This is a genomic window from Lentibacillus halophilus (genome assembly GCF_055395055.1).
This window is the reverse complement of sequence record NZ_AP043750.1, coordinates 2,624,214-2,645,225: the sequence shown is the minus strand read 5'-3', so window position 1 is coordinate 2,645,225 and position 21,012 is coordinate 2,624,214. Positions and strand designations below refer to the sequence as shown.

The following is a 21,012-nucleotide window of genomic DNA, read 5'->3' as shown; positions in this document are numbered from 1 at the left end:
TATTGCTGACCGAAGATATACCCTTATCTTCGGTCTTTCTTATTTTATGTCTTTCTACTTATATTATAACACGGAAAGCTGATTTGCAAACATATATCAATGAATGATTGCACAATCATTGGAACGTCAGACTGAATGCCATTACCCCTGTTGTTTAGTCTTGCGTTCATGTATTTTTCTATGTATACTGTGTATATAACGTATACACAGTATACTTGGTTGAGTGAGGGGGTGTTCGAATGTGCTGATACATATTTCGCAAACGAGTTCGACGCCAATGTATGAACAGGTGATTGAGGAGATTCAACGGCTTATTGCCATGGGGCATATGGATCCGGGGGAGATGCTTCCGTCGATTCGTGAATTGTCAAAACAGTTGATGATAAGCGGGATCACCATTCGGCGTGCCTATCAGGAACTGGAACAGACAGGGTTTATTTATACACGGAAAGGAAAAGGCAGTTATGTAGCCAAACTAAGTGACGAAAGGCTGGCACAGTGGAAAATGAAACAGGTGCGGGGACCGTTGTTGGAGTCGGTATTGCAAGCGAAAAAACTGCATTTAAGAGAAGACGAATTCCACGAATTAATCAAACGGATGTGGAAGGAAGTGGATGAAGGCAAACAGGAGGGAGACGACAATGACTCATAATAATGAACAGCTTTTGTTGGACGTGCGCCATCTAACCAAGACGTATCCGGATTTTCAGTTAAAGGATGTGAACGTGAGTCTTCCCGCCGGTACCATCATGGGTTTTCTCGGCAGGAATGGTGCGGGGAAAAGCACGACCATGAAAGCGATCATGGATCTGATCAAGCCGGACGAAGGAGCCATTCATATTCTTGGTATGCCGATGCCGGAAGAGGAGGTTGCCGTGAAGGAACAAGTTGGCTATGTCGGGGATACCCCGCTCTTGAACAACGCTTGGACGATGGAACAGACATTGCGTTTTGCCCGCCAGTTTTATCCAAATTGGAATGAGGAGGCGGTCGAACAAAACCTGGAGCGCTTTGCGATTGCTAAGGATAAAAAAATAAGCGCGTTATCAAAAGGGATGAAAGTAAAAGCATCACTCATCCTCGCGACGGCTCATGAACCGAAATTGCTGCTTCTGGATGAGCCGACATCCGGACTGGATCCTGTCGTGCGAACAGAGGTCCTGGAAATGTTATTGGATTTTGTTCAAGATGAAAATCGCAGTGTGCTTTTTTCTTCCCATATTACGTCCGATGTGGAAAAAATTGCGGATTGGGTGACAGTGCTTGACGATGGGCATATCGTTTTCAGCGAAGACAAGGAATCACTCCTGGACCGATATCGGCGTATTGTCATTCCAGGAAAAAGTGGTCAACAAGCGACGGACTCGCCATTATTGTTTCACTGTCAAGCAACTGCGGGTGGTTATATTGGCTATACCGACCGTTTTCAGCAATTCCGGAAATTTGCTACAGGGAATTGGCACGCTGAACGCCTGACACTGGAAGAACTGTTCGTGTTGTTGACAGGACGGAAGGAGGCGTAGTAGATGAACGTTTTGATGCAACGGGAACTGGAAGGGGAATTGGCATCCGATCTGAAGGAAAGAATCATTTATTATGCTATGTACGGTACGGTGCTGATCGTTCTGACGTGGCTTCTCGGTCCACGGGTACTAGATTGGTTTAGCATAATGGGGATGAATCGGTTTGTTTCCGTTATGGCAATTATAGTGGTTTCGTCGACCATTAATGAAAAGTTAAAGAATGACAGCAGCAACCGGCAAATGAGCTTTTTACAAACGTTGCCGGTACCTAAAAGCCAACTGGTCCATGCCAAATTTCTTCATATGTTATTAATGTGGGCTATGGCATTTGTCTGGCTTTCCGCTGTTACTTCTGTAAATTTGCTTTTGAATGGCAGTTGGACGTTTGAATTGTGGACACACGTTTGGGGGTTCACATCAGCGTCTTTATTTATTCAGGCAATGGCCTTGCTGTGTTATTTTTCAAAGGGGTATCGCGGTGTTCAAGCGGTGTTCTATTTGTCTGCCTTGGCTTGGGCGGCTATCTTTATTCCGCTGGGGTTAACTTTGAAAGAAACGGGGCTGTCGAAAGGTGAACTTTGGGGAACAGCATTGATAGCAGCCTTTATCATATGTGGTATAAGCTGGCGGATTGCTGTACGGAAAGTGAATGCAAGGGGAATTCCGGAAGAGAACAGGGATGATTTTGTCACGGATGAGGTTTATTAATGGTGTGGCAGGTGGAAAGGAGGTCTCGCTGATGGGAGCGTTAATGAAACGAGAAATCGATGGCATGCACCTCGCTTCGGACTACCAAAATAAACGTAAAGCATTTATGTCCATCTACGGCTTTTTAGGAATCGGAGTTCCGGTTATCATTTGGGTGCTCGGTCCTGGCGTCGTTGGCCTTATGAGTGGAGAAATGATGAATACGTCGGTTTTAGTTATTGGTTTGATTCACAGCTCGCAAGCGGTCTCGCTGTACTTGTTCCGGGAAAGCACCTATCGGCAGTTAACATTCCTGCAGACATTACCGGTGAAAAAAACGTCCATTATACATGCCAAATTTACGAGTGTCCTGTTGTTAAGCGTATGTATTATTGGTTGGATGTTTATCATTGCAGGTGTCAATACATTATTAAGCGACGTTACGGCAAGTGACTTCTGGCTTGCAACGGGATTTTTTTCATCGATGATTATGTTTATTGAGGCTGTCGTGCTCCTGACTTATTTTACAAAAGGTGCTGATAAACTAACCGTTATGTACTGGATCTCTCTTATTGGTTGGGCGGTTCTGTTTGTTTTAAGTGGATTATTCATGAAAAGCTTGGGGAAAGAACCGGATCGTTTCGTTTTTGTTATCTATATACTAGTGTCACTGCTGGTGTATCTATGTTGCTGGGGATTCGTGATACGAAACGTGAACAAGCACGGATTCCCACCAGAAACAGGATATAAGGAAGATGACATCAAAGTTATTGGCACAAGGGGAAAAGGGGATTGACATGAGGGCAAGAGTGATATTCCGTTTTGTTAAAGAAGAATGGTACCGTCAGCGGCGTATGCTATTATGGTACATAGGATTGACGTTGATTTTGGATATAGCGATGATTATTTGCAGTCAGCTTAAGTGGGTGACTCAGCAGATTCGTCAGTCTGCGCTCAGTTTCGAACAATTTTCATTGAGTGTATTCGCTATTCTCTTTATACCGTATGCCATCAGTTGGATGATCCTTGTTTATAAGGTGGATAAAGAGAAACGAGCAGGATTTTACACATTTGTGCATACATTACCAATCGCTATAAAAGAAGTGGTCACGGCGAAGTACACGGCTGCTTTCCTTATAAACGGATTGATGCTCGGCTGGCTTAGTATGGTGTGGCGTCTTTATGAAATCAGTGTGGCGGATGCAGCATCACTGCAAGTCTGGACAGGGCTATGTATGATTGGTTTCTTGCTGGCTTTCAGTATGTTGGCTGTTCAATTGGGAATCTTTTTTCATTGGGGCAGCACTAGTTTTGCTTTAGTATTGGTGCTATTGGTTGCGAATCAGTTGGATGTTGTCGACCATTTAGCCAAGCAGACGATGGATTGGATGGCGCGGACCCCGTTCTTGATGTGGGGAGCCACGGTTGTGCTGACCATTGGTGTCTGGACCCTGTGCTGGCGTTGGTCGCTGAAAGCTTACCAGAAGTATTAAAGAGCTGGATGGTAGCAAGGCCGAGCAGACCAGCTCAAAGCAAAAAACGAGGAGATGGCCCGGTATCTCCTCGTTGAGCCACACCTACAGTTTTTCTTTGAACGCTTCTAACTTATCCAATGTTTCAAGTGATAACTCACGTATATGGGCTTTATTCGCCTTGTCTTTTTTAGCCAAAGCGATTAATGGGTAAAGGCTCTCCTCAATATTTTGGTAATCGTCAGGATAAGACGTCTCTACCTTCTTTTCGATCGTATCCCAGTTTTTCTTCAACGCTTCTCCAAGCTCATTGATGTCTTCCGTATTGCTGGCATCTTTTTCAGTTAGGTCCTTTAATTCCTTTACTTTAGCAATGACGCCATCGGTGCCCTCTTGTATATCGGTACTTTCGTCAGTGGATGCATGTTGTCCCGTATTGTCCGTAAATCCTGTCAAAACGGCTCCAAGCATCAGGATGACCCCGAAATAAAGAATCAGTCTCCGCATGATAATCGCCTCCTTCTTATCTGGTCACCTTTATATTTCCCATAAGATGCCTTTCTATACAAAATTTGAAAAGGAGAAGCAGAGCGCTGATGTCAATATCCTTGTGACCGCAGGGGCCGGTTCTGGACACCTTTTCGCGCAAACACGATGAGAAAAATAGCAACCAGACCTTCTGCGACCGGAAGTGCCAGCCATATTCCCGTCGTGCCGAACAGGACCGGCATTATCAAAAGGGCGGCAATGAGCAGAATAAAGCCCCGGAACAGCGTGATCCCAATGGATGGCCCGATATAGGCGATCGATTGGTAATAGGTCATGTAGACAAAATTGATGCCCATAAACAAGTAACCAGTAAAAAATAGTTTGATGCCTTTCATGGCAAGGTTACGAACGCCCTCGGTCTCCACTCCGAAAATGGATACGAGATAATCAGCCCCGAAATAACCAATACCAAGAAAGGCAACACCCAGCGCCAATCCGGTTATCTCCGCCATCGTGACGGTATGTTTAATGGATCCGTATTTTTTGGCGCCAAAATAAAAACTGATCATCGGCTGAATGGATGTGCCGATGCCGATAAACGCCAGAAACATAAATGTATGCAAATAATTTATAACAGAAAATGCAGCGAGTCCGGTAGTCCCCGCATAGTAGGATAATGCCACGTTGTAGCCCATGACGAAAACACCGGTTCCTGCTTCGGCAAGAAAGTTAGGGAATCCCAATTTTCCAATCGAAAGGATATCTGTTTTTGTCCACTGCGGTCGTATAAATGTTAATCCCGATCCGGGTTTGAAGAAATGGATCGTATAAATAAGCAGCCCCGCTCCTGTTGCTATCACGGATGCAAGTGCGGCGCCAGTTACTTCCATGCCCAATATAAAAATCATCCAGTAATTCAGAACGATATTAAGCAATGCTGATACGACAAGACCAGCCATGGCAATATTCGGACCGCCATCATTGCGGACAAAAATACTGAGTGAATTTTCCCAGGCAAGGATGGGAGCCGATAAGAAAAGTATTTGCATGTAATCCATAGTATAAGCGAGTGTTTCCTCATTCGCACCGAACAGGAAAGCGAGCGGTTTTGCGGTCAGATAACCCGTGATACCGATACACGTAATCACGATAGTCACAAGGATCATGGAAAGTGTGAAAATCTGTTTTGCTTTGCTTGCATCGCGGGCTCCGGTTTCTATGGAATACAGCGTCCCTCCGCCAACCCCGATTAAGAGCGAGATGGATATGATAATGGACCAGACAGGCACAGCAATGTTGACACTGGCAAGCGCCACGGACCCAACGCCGTTCCCGACAAAGATTCCATCAATGACAATATTGACCGACATCAGCATCATACCGACAAGGGTAGGGAGGAGATATTGGAAAAAACTTTTCGTTACCGACTGTGATAAAAGGCGTTGTTCTGCTATGCTCATACCATCCCTCCCGTCGTTTTTGACTTGAATTCATTCTACATTTGTTTTTAAGAAAAAACCAATGGTGGGAATCGTCTGATCTGTGTTTAATTTTACGCTGAAACAGGAAAATTATAAAAGGGAGATGATAACATGGAATTAGCAAAGCAAAACTGGCCTGACAAATATGATATTAATCGACTTGTCACAATCCAGAACGATGTGGACAAAATTATTGGCGGCAAAAAAACGTCGGTACGGCGCAATGACCGATACGCTGACCCGGGTGACAGCATGACGTTAAATGGACGTACGGTCATTGTGGAACATGTTTTTCCTCAGAAGCTTCGTGAAATTACTGATGATGATGCGCGTCAGGAAGGATATTCAGACTTGGAGGAATATAAAAGCGGCATTACAAGCATACATGGGGAAGATGTATGGGATCCGGAACAAGTAGTTTGGGCGCATGAGCTAAAAGTTGCTTAATGGTGCTGCACTGTGCCGGAATGATTGATATCGCTGATAAAATCGTGGAAACCGCTGATAAACGAGTGTAAACCGCCGATAAAAACGTGAAAACCGATGATAATTGAGCGAAATCGCCGATAAACACGCAAAACCCACTGATTAAAATAAGCGGAAGATAGGCAGAAGCTGGCCCGGATAAACTTAAACATCAGGGGAACACTATATACGGACTTTCTTCAATCATGAACAGAATGGAGGGACGTATATGGCTGATCAGCGTTTACATGAGCAGCTGCAGCAGGCAAGCAAAAAATTACATGATGCACAAGAGTCCGCCCGTATCGGACAAGGCTCTGATATGAAGCTTCTTGAACAGGCGGAGCAGGAACTAATGGAAGCACAGCAGCAACTGGAGTCGGTTCAGGACGAATCGGGGACAGATGCAACCGAAAATGCGCAATTTCAGCAGGCGTATGAACAATTGCATGACACAAGGCAGCAAGTGCAGGAAGCGCAGCAAAATAATAGTGACGTATTATAAAACAAAAAACCTGTCAGCGGACTGCTCGTTTACAAACCCATGCTTCTTACGAGGTATGGGTTTTCATTTTTGATATATAAGTTGAGCAGCAGGTACTAATCGGAATTCAAGCGCTAAAAATGGGGTCATTTGATGAAAAACTGGTTTCCACGTTTGACATGTCTGTGATGGCTGCCACCTTAACCGTGATACCCTTTTGGCTGTCAAACAGTCAGGCATTAGGGTCAGCCGTGTGGAACAGCATTATAAAGGTATATTTCTAACGATCGTTGGCAAAACGCCGGCATACGAATCTGCCTCGTGCTGATTTGGTGCTAAAGGCTCACGTTTCATGAACGCTCCTTGCGGTATACTCCCAAAGAGAGGAGGAACCATCATGAAGGGAACATCCCATGCCGTGTTAGGCGGAGCGGCTGGCTTTGGCGCAGCGGTTTATTATGGCGCATCCGCTGTGGACAGTTTTGCGCTTATCAGTGCGGGAATGATTGCCGGGCTTTGTCCGGATCTGGACACAAGTGGTCGTTTATCCCGGCGAATGACGATTCCTGCTGAACCTTTTAAATTAATCATCGGCTTTGTGGCTTTATGGCTTGTCTATTATTCCATTCATTCCGGAACAGGTGCAGAACGTGTAACCGGGGTCGGTACCGGCGTTTTGTTGTTTGCCCTCTCCAGGAAATTGTCACAAAAAAAGATGCTGACCGTAACAGGCATAAGCATTCTCGTTTTGGGAGCGATTATGAATGTGTTGTGGCTTTTGCTCGCAGGCGGATTTGTGTTTTTGGCATCGCTTTTTTCTCATCGATCATACACCCATACGTTGCTCGGTCTGCTTTTTTTCAGTTATATCAGTTATTTGTTTGCAGCAGATGTACAGGTGGAGGGTATGTTTGTTGCTTGTGTGATGGGTTATGCCTCTCATCTCGCAGCTGATTCGCGCATTATTCCAGGTAACAAAAAAGGGATAAAGCCGTTATCCCCCATTAGCAAAAGAGAGTTTTAAGCGGGAATAGACGCGTTTGCCGTCATAAAGACGTGCCCAACGACGCGATGGGCACGTCTTTTGCTGTTACGACGTTTTTAATAGCGCTCAATGTATGCCATCTCTTTTTTTATCAATATACAGCGTGCCATCCGGATTCACTTCAGCGTAAAAAATTTGACTGAACGATGTCGCTTTCTGTCATTTGCTTGTTTGTTTTTGGCCAGCATGAGCAAATCCGTACACGAGCATAAATCGCGCAGAGAGCAGTAGAGAGCAGTGTTTATGATTGGTCAGGGTCGTATTCATCATATATAAGTCTGGTTACCTTTGTAGATTCTCCTCGTTTAATGTCATTTTCAGAAGCGTTTTGGCCGAAAGCATCATCAGGGTCAATACCCGGAGCAACACCATCATAGTCCTGTTGCTTCTTTTTTCTTTCATCCATCATGTATCACCTCCCATTTATAACATTTGTTCACTGCCTATAATTATTCCCATTGTTTGTTGCACTATGTTTCACTGGTCAGAATTTGGGGCATAGTTTAAGTAGCTAAAGGTGTGAAAAATAGCAACGCGTAACAAGATACGTTAATCAACGCACGTTTTGTTCTATTGATGGTTCGTTGAGCAACATCACATGGTTGGATGGTAATAAGCCATTTTCACACATGTGGCTACTGCCTGTATTGAGAGTGGAGATGAACGGCTTTTTCATGCGTGATAAACGTATCAATAAAGAACAAAAAGAGTGAAATATTTGTATGTTATAAACGTATTGACTCATCCATCTGTAACATGTAATATATATCGTGCTCCTTCAAAAGAGCACCTTTCAAAAGGTAATGAACAGCAAGAAGCAATATTTTCGTCTTATAGAATCTCTTTGAAACTATTGACTTCATTTGCAACAAATGATATATTTATTAAGTCGCTTTTCAACGAACCAACTCAATTAAACTATTTCATAAAAAGTTATTAAAAGTTATTGACTTGAAAGTGACTGTTTGTTAAACTTAAAAAGTTGATTGATATTAAAACACTAATGATAAGTTGCTCCTTGAAAACTGAACAAAACAGCCAGTATGACAGTTGGATGTCAGAGGCAGGAAGTCGGAATGCTGATGTGTATATCAGCTGGATGACTTACCCCTTGAAATCCACAAAATAAGCGAAGCCAATGAACGGCTGATCGGTGTCAGTCGTATTCCAAACTTTTTTGGAGAGTTTGATCTTGGCTCAGGACGAACGCTGGCGGCGTGCCTAATACATGCAAGTCGAGCGCGGGAAGCAGACAATCGCCCTTCGGGGCGTGCGTCTGTGGAACGAGCGGCGGACGGGTGAGTAACACGTGGGCAACCTGCCCGAAAGACCGGGATAACTTGCGGAAACGTGAGCTAATACCGGATAATGCCTTTCCCTGCATGGGGGAGGGCTGAAAGACGGCCTTTGTGCTGTCACTTACGGATGAGCCCGCGGCGCATTAGTTAGTTGGTGAGGTAAGAGCTCACCAAGGCGACGATGCGTAGCCGACCTGAGAGGGTGATCGGCCACACTGGGACTGAGACACGGCCCAGACTCCTACGGGAGGCAGCAGTAGGGAATCTTCCGCAATGGACGAAAGTCTGACGGAGCAACGCCGCGTGAGTGATGAAGGTCTTCGGATCGTAAAACTCTGTTGTCAGGGAAGAACAGGCGTGGTTCGAACAGGGCCATGGTTTGACGGTACCTGACCAGAAAGCCCCGGCAAACTACGTGCCAGCAGCCGCGGTAATACGTAGGGGGCGAGCGTTGTCCGGAATTATTGGGCGTAAAGGGCGCGCAGGCGGTCTCTTAAGTCTGATGTGACATCTCGCGGCTCAACCGCGAGCGGTCATTGGAAACTGGGAGACTTGAGTACAGAAGAGGAGAGTGGAATTCCACGTGTAGCGGTGAAATGCGTAGAGATGTGGAGGAACACCAGTGGCGAAGGCGACTCTCTGGTCTGTTACTGACGCTGAGGCGCGAAAGCGTGGGTAGCGAACAGGATTAGATACCCTGGTAGTCCACGCCGTAAACGTTGAGTGCTAGGTGTTAGGGGGTTTCCGCCCCTTTGTGCTGAAGTTAACGCATTAAGCACTCCGCCTGGGGAGTACGGCCGCAAGGCTGAAACTCAAAAGAATTGACGGGGGCCCGCACAAGCGGTGGAGCATGTGGTTTAATTCGAAGCAACGCGAAGAACCTTACCAGGTCTTGACATCCTCTGACAGCGGCAGAGATGCCGTGTTCCCTTCGGGGACAGAGTGACAGGTGGTGCATGGTTGTCGTCAGCTCGTGTCGTGAGATGTTGGGTTAAGTCCCGTAACGAGCGCAACCCTTAATCTTAGTTGCCAGCATTAAGTTGGGCACTCTAAGGTGACTGCCGGTGACAAACCGGAGGAAGGCGGGGATGACGTCAAATCATCATGCCCCTTATGACCTGGGCTACACACGTGCTACAATGGATGGAACAAAGGGACGCGAAGCGGCGACGTGATAGCCAATCCCACAAAACCATTCCCAGTTCGGATTGCAGGCTGCAACTCGCCTGTATGAAGCCGGAATCGCTAGTAATCGCGGATCAGAATGCCGCGGTGAATACGTTCCCGGGCCTTGTACACACCGCCCGTCACACCACGAGAGTTGGCAACACCCGAAGTCGGTGAGGCAACCATTTTGGAGCCAGCCGCCGAAGGTGGGGCCAATGATTGGGGTGAAGTCGTAACAAGGTAGCCGTATCGGAAGGTGCGGCTGGATCACCTCCTTTCTAAGGACGAATGAGAAAACGGATGTCATACATGGCTGTTTGGTTCAGTTTTGAGGGAGCAACCCTCATGAATCAGCCACCTTTGGTGGTTGTTGCACCTTGAAAACGGAATAAGAGCCATCCATTTCAATGATTAATAATGAAACAATGGTTAAGTGACCAAGGGCGCACGGTGGATGCCTTGGCACAGGGAGCCGATGAAGGACGGGACCAACACCGATATGCCCTGGGGAGTCGTAAGCAGACGTTGATCCGGGGATTTCCGAATGGGGGAACCCGCTGTCCGTAATGGGACAGCATGCGTATCTGAATTCATAGGATGCGCACGGCACACCCGGGGAACTGAAACATCTCAGTACCCGGAGGAAAAGAAAGCAAACGCGATTTCCCGAGTAGCGGCGAGCGAAACGGAACCAGCCCAAACCGGAAAGATAGCTTTCCGGGGTTGATAGGACACTCCATGGGAGTCATCAAGAAATGGCTTAGACGAAACGGTCTGGAATGACCGGCCGGAGAAGGTAAGAGCCCTGTAGTCGACAAGCCATTTCCTCCGGAGTGGATCCTGAGTACGGCGGAACACGAGAAATTCCGTCGGAATCTGGGAGGACCATCTCCCAAGGCTAAATACTCCCCGGTGACCGATAGTGAACCAGTACCGTGAGGGAAAGGTGAAAAGCACCCCGGAAGGGGAGTGAAAAAGACCCTGAAACCGTGTGCCTACAAGTAGTCGGAGCCCGTTGATGGGTGACGGCGTACCTTTTGTAGAATGGACCGGCGAGTTGCGTTCGTATGCAAGGTTAAGTGGCCAACACGGAGCCGTAGCGAAAGCGAGTCTGAAGCAGGGCGCATAAGTATACGGGCGCAGACCCGAAACCGTGTGATCTACCCATGTCCAGGGTGAAGGTCAGGTAACACTGACAGGAGGCCCGAACCCACGTATGTTGAAAAATGCGGGGATGAGGTGTGGGTAGAGGTGAAATGCCAATCGAACACGGAGATAGCTGGTTCTCTCCGAAATAGCTTTAGGGCTAGCCTCAAGGCATGCGTTCCGGAGGTAGAGCACTGATTGAACGAGGGGCCCTCATCGGGTTACCGAATTCAGTCAAACTCCGAATGCCGGCAACGTATCACCTTGGGAGTCAGACCATGGGTGATAAGGTTCATGGTCGAGAGGGAAACAGCCCAGACCGCCAGCTAAGGTCCCCAAGTATACGTTAAGTGGAAAAGGATGTGGCGTTGCCCGGACAACCAGTATGTTGGCTTAGAAGCAGCCATCATTTAAAGAGTGCGTAATAGCTCACTGGTCGAGTGACGCTGCGCCGATAATGTAGCGGGGCTAAACGTATCACCGAAGCTGCGGATTGTTCATCGAACAATGGTAGGAGAGCGTTCCGGATGCTGCGAAGTCGGACCGTGAGGACCGGTGGAGCGTCTGGAAGTGAGAATGCCGGTATGAGTAGCGAAAAAAGAGTGAGAATCTCTTTCACCGAATGCCTAAGGGTTCCTGAGGAAGGTTCGTCCGCTCAGGGTAAGTCGGGACCTAAGCCGAGGCCGAAAGGCGTAGGCGATGGCTAACAGGTCGATAATCCTGTACCACCTCGTGAGCGTTGGAACGATGGGGGGACGCAGAAGGATACGGAAAGCGCACCGATGGATGTGTGCGTCCAAGCAGCAAGGGTGTTGGGCAGGCAAATCCGCTCAACGGATCCTGAGCTGTGACGGGGAGGGAAATCAAGTACCGAAGTTCCGGATTTCACACTGCCGAGAAAAGCCTCTAGTGAGTTCACAGGTGCCCGTACCGCAAACCGACACAGGTAGGCACGGAGAGTATCCGAAGGTGTTCGGGAGACCTCTCGTTAAGGAACTCGGCAAAATGACCCCGTAACCTCGGGAGAAGGGGTGCTCACTTACGTGAGCCGCAGTGACCAGGCCCAAGCGACTGTTTACCAAAAACACAGGTCTCTGCAAAGCCGAAAGGCGATGTATAGGGACTGACACCTGCCCGGTGCTGGAAGGTTAAGGGGATGCGTTAGCGCGCTCGGCGCGCGAAGCGTTGAACCGAAGCCCCAGTAAACGGCGGCCGTAACTATAACGGTCCTAAGGTAGCGAAATTCCTTGTCGGGTAAGTTCCGACCCGCACGAAAGGTGCAACGACTTGGGCACTGTCTCAACGAGAGACCCGGTGAAATTATACTATGCGTGAAGATGCGCATTACCCGCGACAGGACGGAAAGACCCCGTGGAGCTTTACTGCATCTTGATATTGAATGTTGGTGCAGCTTGTACAGGATAGGTGGGAGCCGTCGAAGCGTGAGCGCCAGCTTACGTGGAGGCATCCGTGGGATACCACCCCGGCTGTACGAACATTCTAACCCAGGGCCGTGATCCGGTCCGGAGACAGTGTCAGGCAGGCAGTTTGACTGGGGCGGTCGCCTCCCAAAAGGTAACGGAGGCGCCCAAAGGTTCCCTCCGAATGGTTGGAAATCATTCACAGCGTGCAAAGGCATAAGGGAGCTTGACTGCGAGACTGACACGTCGAGCAGGGACGAAAGTCGGGCTTAGTGATCCGGTGGTTCCGCATGGAAGGGCCATCGCTCAACGGATAAAAGCTACCCCGGGGATAACAGGCTTATCTCCCCCAAGAGTTCACATCGACGGGGAGGTTTGGCACCTCGATGTCGGCTCATCGCATCCTGGGGCTGTAGTCGGTCCCAAGGGTTGGGCTGTTCGCCCATTAAAGCGGTACGCGAGCTGGGTTCAGAACGTCGTGAGACAGTTCGGTCCCTATCCGTCGTGGGCGCTGGAAGTTTGAGAGGAGCTGTCCTTAGTACGAGAGGACCGGGATGGACACACCGCTGGTGCACCAGTTGTTCCGCCAGGAGCACGGCTGGGTGGCTACGTGTGGTCAGGATAAGTGCTGAAAGCATCTAAGCATGAAGCCCCCCTCAAGATGAAACTTCCCATCACGTTCAGTGAGTAAGATCCCTCCAAGACGAGGAGGTAGATAGGTCCGGGGTGGAAGCGTGGCAACACGTGAAGCTGACGGATACTAATCGATCGAGGACTTAACCACACATTTCACATTGGAATGGCCTAATGTTCTTATTCCGTTTTCAGGGTGCAATTAAAAAAAACCTTGCATTTTTCGACGATAATCGCTATAATAATCCTTGTCCTTGATGACATCGGGTTTGGGTATCAATCATCGTCTATTGTCACAACTTAGGTCTGGCGGTATTAGCGGAGAGGACACACCTGTTCCCATGCCGAACACAGCCGTTAAGCTCTCCAGCGCCGATGGTAGTCGGGGCCTTGCCCCCGCGAGAGTAGGACACCGCCAGGCAAACTGAAAGGTCAGTGTATCGAATCTTTTCGAGTACACTGGCTTTTTTTATTTAGTAAATCATTGACCTTAAAAAGACCGGTAATGAAATCGATAGACACGCGCGCAGTTCGAGAGAAGGTCGCGCAGCTTAGAGCCGGGCTCGCGCAATAATCGATAAACTCGCGCAGTTCTGCGGAAAGTTGCGCATTCAAGGATCAAGTCGCGCAATAATCGGTTAATTCGCGCAGCTTTGGATGAAGGTCACGCAGTTCAGAGCGAAACTCGTGCGGCTCAGGAGAAAGCTCGCGCAGTAATGGCTAACACTCGCGCAGCTCCAAGCACAAACTCACGAAATAATTAGCAATTTCGCGTGACTCGAGGCTCAACGCGCGCCATTCAGCTCCAAACGCGCACGGCTGCGGCGAAAAGTCGTGCCACAATCAAGAACCTCCTGTACCATCGTGATAATCTCGTGCAATCAGTCAGAACCTCGCATCGCAACTCCCTATTGGATTACTTATAACGAACCTCTTATCTTTAAACCTCGATTGACCCACAAGAGTGAAGTTAGTAACATCGCTGATAAACTTACGAAAATAGCCGAATCATACAGGCTTATGATTCATACCATAAGGATATATTGATCGTCTGTTTGAACATCCTACCACTAATATAGGGGATTCCTGCGAACATCAATAAAGGCTGTTCGCTTTTTAGCTGTCTCTACTATAAGTCTCCCACGATGAAAGCCAATCATTCAGTACGTTGGGTTTTTCAATCGTTTTACTTGCTTGGTTTTCGTTATCGGTAACTGTCACTTAACATGTTACAGGGCGAAGGAGTTCCCGATCCAATCCTCTATGTCCCGCTTTAAATAATCTATCGGTATAAACCATTGATTGCATGTATTATCATACCGAATTTATATACTTTGAGACGGTCGGACAATAGAGAAAAATGAATCTATCCCGGAACGTCTGTGAAATGCAAGCAGCGGTGACAGATAGTCGGGGTGTTAATCATCTGGGAGGTGTATGAGAATGGCCATCAAAAAAGCTGGGCGTGAAGCGTTGGAATTTATATATAACCACGCTGCAGTTGTTCAAAAGGAAGCAACTGCTGGATATATGACGCCAAGAACTGTGGAAAGCGTTGTGTTATCGGATACGTTGGCAGGGGGTGGTTATTATTTGGTCTATGAAGATGGTATGGCGATCAAAGGATGGATTGGTATTGGAAAGATGACAGATCCGCTAACAGAAGAAAGGACTGGCATGATTTCGGAACTTTACGTGTTCCCTTTGTATCGCAGACAAGGTATTGGTCAAAAGTTATGTAAGGAAGCATGCCGTCAACTGAAACGAGATGGTTACAGCAAAGTACAGTTAAACGTATTTGAAGGAAATGACGCACAAACATTTTATAAACGATTGGGTTTTACGGAAGTGTCCACGTTAATGGAAAAAATCTTTTGAACGCCTTTCGCTCAAATGATGCGTGACGTGAAGGATTCCTACGAATATTAGCGTAACTCTAGTTATCTTAGCAGGCTATGGCCCGTTGTCCCAGTGGTGAAAACGTCAAATATCCGCGATTTAGTTTTTATTATCATCACTGGGAATGGAGGGCAGGGTTAAGTTCGTTATGGTTTAATAATATTCTTCCATCGTCGGTGTTCGATTGTGAAATGCTTATGAATCATGGTTACTGCCTTTTCCGGAATGATTTGCTTGATCTGGTTGCTCGACTGGTTCTTCTTCGCTGTCACCGACTAAGTCGTTGGCAGAACGTTTAAATTCATGCAACGTTTGTCCAGTAGCTTTTCCGATTTCTGGCAATTTTTTTGGTCCAAAAATAATCAAAGCCAGAACGACAATTAGGATCAAACCTGGAATACCGATGTTGGCTATCCCCATAAGTCTCACCTCTTTTATTGGAATAGTAGGGAGAAAAAAGACCATGTCAATAAAAATAGCCCTTTTTCCCGTTAATGTGGGATCGTTCTTACTGTTTATGCACGCGATCCATTCATTCTATCCATTTCGGTATATTAAGCATTTTTTTGCGCTTCTTTACCTTGTGTCAAAAGTCCGCCTCCTTGTTTCAAATAGGTGTTCATTCCTTCAGCTGCGCGGTAAGCAAACGCTCCTATCGTTTCAGTAGGGTTGTAGTTGCTGTTGTGTGGAAAGGACGAGCCGCCGACAACAAATAAATTTTCCATCTCCCACATTTGTGAGTATGTATTGACGGCTGATGTATCCGGATCTGCTCCCATAATAGCACCACCAAAAAAATGGTCCGTATAAAATTTATGATCAAAATCTGCATCATCTGCTACATCATCCACATCAACAATGTCTGCACCCATTTCCTTCATAATTTCTTCGCATCGTGCGACACCTGCCCGGGCACGTTCACGATCTTGCTCTGCGTATTTGCACGTGACACGAAGGAGCGGATTTCCAAGGGCGTCTTTATATGTTGGATCCAAATCCATATAGCTGTTTTTATTCGGTAAAAATCCTGTCTGAGGCGTGATAAACAAATTTCGGTTCGTGTAATGCAACGAATTTTTCTTAAATGTTTCTCCCCAGTTAGGCGTGCCCTTAGGAACATGGTTATTGGCCATAGGGCGCTTTCCTAACTGGCTGTAATGCACTTCATAGCCATGCAAATAGTTTAAATCAGTATGGTCCTGGTTGTCACCACTGAAATCGTCGATCGTTGCTCCTAGGGCACCGGCTCCCATAAATAGATTGAACTTTTTATCTTCAAAAAATCCACGTGCACCGATATAGGTGGAAATATTGGTGAAGTGACCGGTGAAGTTTTTGCCGATAATTCCTTGTCCAGTTTCTGGATTATATGGTTTGCCGATTTCTGACAGCAGCAACAGTCGTGTATTCGTGAAAACAAAACCTGCCAGCACCACGATATCAGCTGGCTGTTCGAATTCTTCTCCTGTGTTTGTGTCGGTGTATACCAGTCCTGATGCGCGATTTCCATCATGGGAGACACGTGTCACATTGGCATGATTCCGCAGTTCAAGATTGCCAGTTTTTTCGGCAGTTTTAAGTACGGTCACCATTGGGTCCGCCTTGGCGCCGAAGTCACAGCCGAATTCTTCACAAAAAGCACAGTACATACAGCCATTAATCGTCTCACCGTCCGGATTCTCATATTGTTGGGACACATTTGCTGAGGGCAAATGATACGGGTGATAGCCCAGATTACTGGTGGCTTTCTTAAAAAGATCAATGGACGGCGTACTCTTCAGGGGCGGATTTGGGTATTTATTGGAACGGGGCGGTCCGATGGGATTCTCTTCGCCCGAGATTCCGGCTGTTTTTTCATATTGGTCGTAATACGGTTCCAATTCGTCATAAGTGATCCCCCAATCCTGCATCGTGCTTCCTTCGGGTATTTTATCTTTGCCGTAGCGTTCGACGGTTTTACTGTAAATTTCAAAATCGTAAGGCAGCCAGCGAAAACTGATTCCATTCCAGTGTACCCCGGCGCCTCCCGTATCATTACCTAATCTCGCATTATCATTGTTTCGCACGGGCAATGCTGTTTCGTCCAAATCATTTCGCGACGTTATCGTTTCCTTATTTAAATCCTGCATAAGATCATAGCGCAGAGAATAGCGAAGTTCGTCTTTGCTGCCGATATAGTCCTGCTGCTTTTGTGACTGCCCGCGCTCCAAAATAACGACTTGGTGGCCTTTTTTCGTCAGTTCAGCTGCGGTAATGCCACCGGCCCATCCAGAGCCCACGATAACGGCATCCACTTTTTCCAGCTTTTTTGGCATAATAGTGACCCTCCTAGCATTAATCTCCTTGGTAGCTCTTCAAGCTGACCGGTTCCATAGTTACGAATTCGTCTTTGTCAATGACATTGGCATAAGACGCTTGTGCTCCTGGGAATTCTTTCATTTTCCAGCCTTCCATATTCCGATTTCCGCCATACAACGGGTCGCAATAGGCGCCTTCCAATGTTGCCTGGCGCAACAGGAAGAAGAAGTTGGATGATGTCATTCCACTCATCGTTATGTTGCCTTCTTCCGCTTTGCTTAAGATGGTTTCTTGTTGGTCGTTATCGGCTTTATCAAATGTACTATTAAATTGTTTTTGGCTTTCTTCATTCAATTTGCGCAACCCGTGCAAAAATACAGTCCCGCGGTTCAGTGGAATTTGAGATGCTTGGTATTCCGGGTTTTTGATATCAATTTGCGCCTGTGGATTAAATGGTGCATGACGATAATCCTGCCCATTGATTCCCCACAGACCGGCCAATTGTTTATCAATATAATAAGGGACACCAAGTTTTATGGCACCCGGTCCATCATCATTTTCAGGAAATAGTCGTTCGGTGGCAGCTTGCAATACAGCGAAGTCTTCCATTCGGGTGAAAAACTGACGCGCTTCTTGAAAGTTTGTTTCTTTGTCCTTCGATGATTCTGTTTTGACATCGTCTTCCGTATCAGTAAATTGATTCGTCAGCAATCCACCGAGTAATGAACCTCCGACAACGCCTCCTGCTATCATTCCAGTATTCTTAATAAACCTGCGTCGGCCCGGGTCACTGGCTTCATCGGTATGATTATTGTTTGAATAGTCATCGGTCATCCGTAACACTCCTTTCCTGCATTTTCCTTTCAGTATTTCCTATGGCAGTTCCATTTATGCATATGGAAAATAAAAAGGATTCCCGTATGTCTTTTGCATCTGAATCGTTCCATATATTGTGTTGATTCAGCATGCAGAAGATGCTATTATGATCAGGTGAATTTTATTTACAAAAGGTAAATGAATAGTCATAAAAGGGGGGGCGGATCCATGGCCACACGACATGATGATCTTTTGGATGCGGCTGCCAAACTGTTTCAGCAGCACGGTTTCCATGCGACATCGATTGAAGCCATCACCAGTGCCTGTGGTATATCGAAGGGGGCTTTCTATAAGCATTTTGATTCCAAAGAAAACATGATGTTGGAATTGGTGCAACGGTATTATGATGATATATTTACGGAAGCGGACAGGTATGCCGAAGCTCTTTCTCATGCTCCACTTTTGAAATTGAAAAAGAAAATGGCTATTGAGATAGAAAAGTCGATTGAATACCGGTCGTTTTTTTATGCGTTAATCATGGAATTTCCACCACATATGAAGGGGCCGGTTCCTGAATTTTTGAAACAAATTCATACGGACCACCAGCAGTGGCACACCAATGCGATATTGGAGGCATTTGGATCAGAGACAGCGAAGTATGCCAAAGATTTGACGATTATCATGGAAGGGATTCTCCGCAGTTATTTGATGGCGATTGCTTGGCAACAATCGGAATTATCATCGGAGAGGCTGGCTGATTTCGTTGTGGATTGTTTGCATATTATAGCTGTCAATGGCGATCAATTGTCACCGGTCATGCTTAGTTATTCCGAAAATGAATTCCGGGATGAGACTCTGATCGACACGATTAGACAGGACATTCAGCGATTATATACAGAGGCGGGTAATCCGGAGACTGATAATTTTGCAGAACAGAAAGATGTGCAGACAATGGCGTTACTGATGGATGAACTTGATCAGGATAATCCGAGAGAATTTCTGATTGACGCGTTGCTGCAGCGGCTTCATCAACGGTCGGATTTTAGAAAACACCTTACGAAGATATTGACAAATTGGGAAATGTGGAAAGGAGATTGGACATGAGTGGAACAGAGATTTCTTGGGATTTTTCTCCCAAACAAAAAGGATTGATGATAGCTGCATTATTAATAGGCGCTTTTATGGGAATTATAAATGAAACATTGCTGGCGACGGCACTTCCATCCATTCAGGATGCTTTTTCGATATCACAGTCGCATGTGCAGTGGATGACAACCGCGTTTCTGATGACAAATGGCGTAATGATACCGGTATCTGCTTTTCTGATTGATCGATTCACTACACGCGGCTTGTTTTTAACGGCCATTAGCTTATTTGGTGGGGGAACCGCTGTTGCAGCCGCGGCTCCTTTTTTCCCCGTTCTTTTACTGGGGCGTGTGATACAGGCCGCCGGTTCCGGGATCATGCTACCATTACTCATGACCGTTTTACTGGCAGTCATTCCTGTTGAACGTCGCGGGACAGCCATGGGGTTGATTGGAGTCGTCATCGCTTTTGGTCCGGCGATTGGTCCGACACTCTCCGGATGGCTCCTGGAACATTACAATTGGCGGGCGCTGTTTTTAACGGTATTGCCGATCGTGGCGGTGACCATTATCGTTGCGGCCCTGTTTTTACGAAATGTGACGGACCTGCGTAAGCCAAAGATTGACGTGTTGTCAATTATACTGTCATCCGTTGGTTTCGGTTCGTTCCTGTATGGCTTCAGTATTGCATCCGATAATGGCTGGGGCAGTGCGATCGTTCTCGCGTCAATCATTGTTGGATCGGTCGTCATCGGACTATTTATTTGGCGTCAAATGGTTCTCGACACACCAATGCTTGAATTCCGCGTGTTTCAATTCCGGATCTTTACACTGGCCATCATCATTACGATGACAGTGCTTGTATCACTGATCGGGGCAGAAACATTGCTGCCGCTATTTATGCAAAACGTCCTTGGTTTTTCACCATTAAAATCCGGACTCATGCTCTTGCCTGGAGCCGTTGTTATCGGAATTATGTCGCCGCTGACGGGTCGGTTGTTTGATAAGTTCGGGGCAAAGTGGTTGGCGCTTATCGGACTCACCATTGTCTCGGTCACGACATTTATGTTTACCCAATTGTCGCTTGAGACATCGTTTACGTATCTTGCGGTCATTTATGCCATTCGTATGTTTGGCTTGTCGTTTACTTTGATGCCAGTGATGACGTCCGCGTTGAATCAACTCCCACCGAAATGGTATTCGCACGGATCAGCCATGGCTAACACGTTGCAGCAGATTTCAGCATCGATGGGGACGGCTATTCTTGTGACGCTCGTTGCAATGGGAGCGAAAAGTTTCGAACCTCAGGGATCCGCATCGCCTGAATTGATGAAGCAGCAAGCACAAGTGTCAGGTTTTGAGTGGGCCTTTATGGGCAGTACCATTTTGTCCATCGCAGCTTTGATTCTTGCTTTGTTTCTTCATCCGCCGAAAAAAGAAAAAGCAATCGTCCGTCAGATTCATGGAGAAGCTCAGACGAATGAATCCTGATATGCAAAACGGGACTGCTCAGTTATAAGAGCAGTCCCGTTTTGAATCTGTTTTTTTGAGTTAATAGACGAAAAAGCTACCGGATAGTTCCCGGCAGCTTTTCCACTGCTTT

General features: G+C 46.8%; 17 protein-coding genes and 3 rRNA genes. 14 read left to right on the top strand and 6 right to left on the bottom strand.

Annotation, left to right across the window (positions count from 1 at the left end):
* Nucleotides 1–241 precede the first annotated feature (241 nt).
* The 5 genes from ACZ5Q7_RS13075 to ACZ5Q7_RS13055 are packed head-to-tail and all read left to right on the top strand — an operon-like array spanning nt 242 to nt 3,703.
* Complete coding sequence (locus ACZ5Q7_RS13075) at nt 242–652, top strand: GntR family transcriptional regulator (RefSeq protein ID WP_343750540.1); 411 nt, start codon at nt 242–244, stop codon at nt 650–652.
* Nucleotides 642–1,523: an ABC transporter ATP-binding protein gene (locus ACZ5Q7_RS13070; protein ID WP_343750541.1), complete on the top strand. Its 882-nt coding sequence runs from the start codon at nt 642–644 to the stop codon at nt 1,521–1,523. The genes ACZ5Q7_RS13075 and ACZ5Q7_RS13070 overlap by 11 nt, the downstream gene beginning before the upstream one ends.
* Before the next feature lie 3 nt (nt 1,524–1,526).
* On the top strand, nt 1,527–2,231 hold the full coding sequence (locus ACZ5Q7_RS13065) for an ABC-2 transporter permease (RefSeq protein ID WP_343750542.1): 705 nt from the start codon (nt 1,527–1,529) through the stop codon (nt 2,229–2,231).
* 31 nt (nt 2,232–2,262) lie between these two features.
* On the top strand, nt 2,263–3,006 hold the full coding sequence (locus ACZ5Q7_RS13060; protein ID WP_343750543.1) for an ABC-2 transporter permease: 744 nt from the start codon (nt 2,263–2,265) through the stop codon (nt 3,004–3,006).
* Nucleotides 2,966–3,703 carry an ABC-2 transporter permease gene (locus tag ACZ5Q7_RS13055; RefSeq protein ID WP_343750544.1) on the top strand — a complete coding sequence of 246 codons (738 nt, stop codon included), beginning with the start codon at nt 2,966–2,968 and terminating at the stop codon, nt 3,701–3,703. The genes ACZ5Q7_RS13060 and ACZ5Q7_RS13055 overlap by 41 nt, the downstream gene beginning before the upstream one ends.
* 84 nt (nt 3,704–3,787) lie before the next feature.
* Here the strand turns inward: ACZ5Q7_RS13055 and ACZ5Q7_RS13050 are convergent, their stop codons facing one another.
* Nucleotides 3,788–4,189 (bottom strand): hypothetical protein, encoded by a 402-nt coding sequence (locus tag ACZ5Q7_RS13050; RefSeq protein ID WP_343750546.1) that lies wholly within the window; start codon nt 4,187–4,189, stop codon nt 3,788–3,790.
* Nucleotides 4,190–4,281: 92 nt separating this feature from the next.
* Nucleotides 4,282–5,631 (bottom strand): MATE family efflux transporter, encoded by a 1,350-nt coding sequence (locus ACZ5Q7_RS13045; protein ID WP_343750547.1) that lies wholly within the window; start codon nt 5,629–5,631, stop codon nt 4,282–4,284.
* A 132-nt stretch (nt 5,632–5,763) separates the two neighbouring features.
* Here ACZ5Q7_RS13045 and ACZ5Q7_RS13040 point away from each other — a divergent pair, with 132 nt between their 5' ends.
* The 3 genes from ACZ5Q7_RS13040 to ACZ5Q7_RS13030 all read left to right on the top strand — a co-directional run bounded on the left by ACZ5Q7_RS13040 (nt 5,764) and on the right by ACZ5Q7_RS13030 (nt 7,625).
* Entirely contained in the window at nt 5,764–6,099 is a 336-nt protein-coding gene (locus tag ACZ5Q7_RS13040; RefSeq protein WP_343750548.1) for an ASCH domain-containing protein, read from the top strand.
* Between the two features lie 247 nt (nt 6,100–6,346).
* Complete coding sequence (locus tag ACZ5Q7_RS13035; RefSeq protein WP_343750549.1) at nt 6,347–6,622, top strand: hypothetical protein; 276 nt, start codon at nt 6,347–6,349, stop codon at nt 6,620–6,622.
* 376 nt (nt 6,623–6,998) lie between these two features.
* The gene (locus ACZ5Q7_RS13030) at nt 6,999–7,625 is read left to right on the top strand and encodes a metal-dependent hydrolase (protein ID WP_343750550.1); all 627 of its coding nucleotides are present in this window, start codon (nt 6,999–7,001) and stop codon (nt 7,623–7,625) included.
* A gap of 262 nt (nt 7,626–7,887) precedes the next feature.
* On the opposite strand, the gene ACZ5Q7_RS13025 is transcribed toward ACZ5Q7_RS13030, so the two are convergent.
* Entirely contained in the window at nt 7,888–8,055 is a 168-nt protein-coding gene (locus ACZ5Q7_RS13025; protein ID WP_343750551.1) for a hypothetical protein, read from the bottom strand.
* A 765-nt stretch (nt 8,056–8,820) separates the two neighbouring features.
* On the opposite strand from ACZ5Q7_RS13025, the gene ACZ5Q7_RS13020 reads away from it, so the two are divergent.
* From ACZ5Q7_RS13020 to ACZ5Q7_RS13005, 4 genes are all read left to right on the top strand, one after another.
* Nucleotides 8,821–10,389: ribosomal RNA gene (locus tag ACZ5Q7_RS13020) — 16S ribosomal RNA — on the top strand.
* 149 nt (nt 10,390–10,538) lie between these two features.
* Nucleotides 10,539–13,462: ribosomal RNA gene (locus tag ACZ5Q7_RS13015) — 23S ribosomal RNA — on the top strand.
* 154 nt (nt 13,463–13,616) lie between these two features.
* Nucleotides 13,617–13,732 (top strand): 5S ribosomal RNA (rrf, locus tag ACZ5Q7_RS13010).
* The 16S, 23S and 5S rRNA genes sit together here, the layout of an rRNA operon.
* A gap of 1,022 nt (nt 13,733–14,754) precedes the next feature.
* Entirely contained in the window at nt 14,755–15,189 is a 435-nt protein-coding gene (locus ACZ5Q7_RS13005) for a GNAT family N-acetyltransferase (RefSeq protein ID WP_343752070.1), read from the top strand.
* A gap of 216 nt (nt 15,190–15,405) precedes the next feature.
* Here the strand turns inward: ACZ5Q7_RS13005 and ACZ5Q7_RS13000 are convergent, their stop codons facing one another.
* The 3 genes from ACZ5Q7_RS13000 to ACZ5Q7_RS12990 form a co-directional block, all read right to left on the bottom strand.
* A complete protein-coding gene (locus ACZ5Q7_RS13000; protein WP_343752071.1) occupies nt 15,406–15,630 on the bottom strand; it encodes a twin-arginine translocase TatA/TatE family subunit in 225 nt (74 codons plus the stop codon).
* A 134-nt stretch (nt 15,631–15,764) separates the two neighbouring features.
* Entirely contained in the window at nt 15,765–17,525 is a 1,761-nt protein-coding gene (locus tag ACZ5Q7_RS12995; RefSeq protein ID WP_343752072.1) for a GMC family oxidoreductase, read from the bottom strand.
* 19 nt (nt 17,526–17,544) lie between these two features.
* A complete protein-coding gene (locus ACZ5Q7_RS12990) occupies nt 17,545–18,342 on the bottom strand; it encodes a gluconate 2-dehydrogenase subunit 3 family protein (RefSeq protein WP_343752073.1) in 798 nt (265 codons plus the stop codon).
* Nucleotides 18,343–18,552: 210 nt separating this feature from the next.
* On the opposite strand from ACZ5Q7_RS12990, the gene ACZ5Q7_RS12985 reads away from it, so the two are divergent.
* Nucleotides 18,553–19,428, top strand: a complete 876-nt coding sequence (locus ACZ5Q7_RS12985; RefSeq protein WP_343752074.1) for a TetR/AcrR family transcriptional regulator — start codon at nt 18,553–18,555, stop codon at nt 19,426–19,428.
* Nucleotides 19,425–20,900, top strand: a complete 1,476-nt coding sequence (locus ACZ5Q7_RS12980; protein WP_343752075.1) for a DHA2 family efflux MFS transporter permease subunit — start codon at nt 19,425–19,427, stop codon at nt 20,898–20,900. Before ACZ5Q7_RS12985 ends, ACZ5Q7_RS12980 begins: the two co-directional genes overlap by 4 nt.
* The last annotated feature ends 112 nt before the right edge of the window (nt 20,901–21,012 follow it).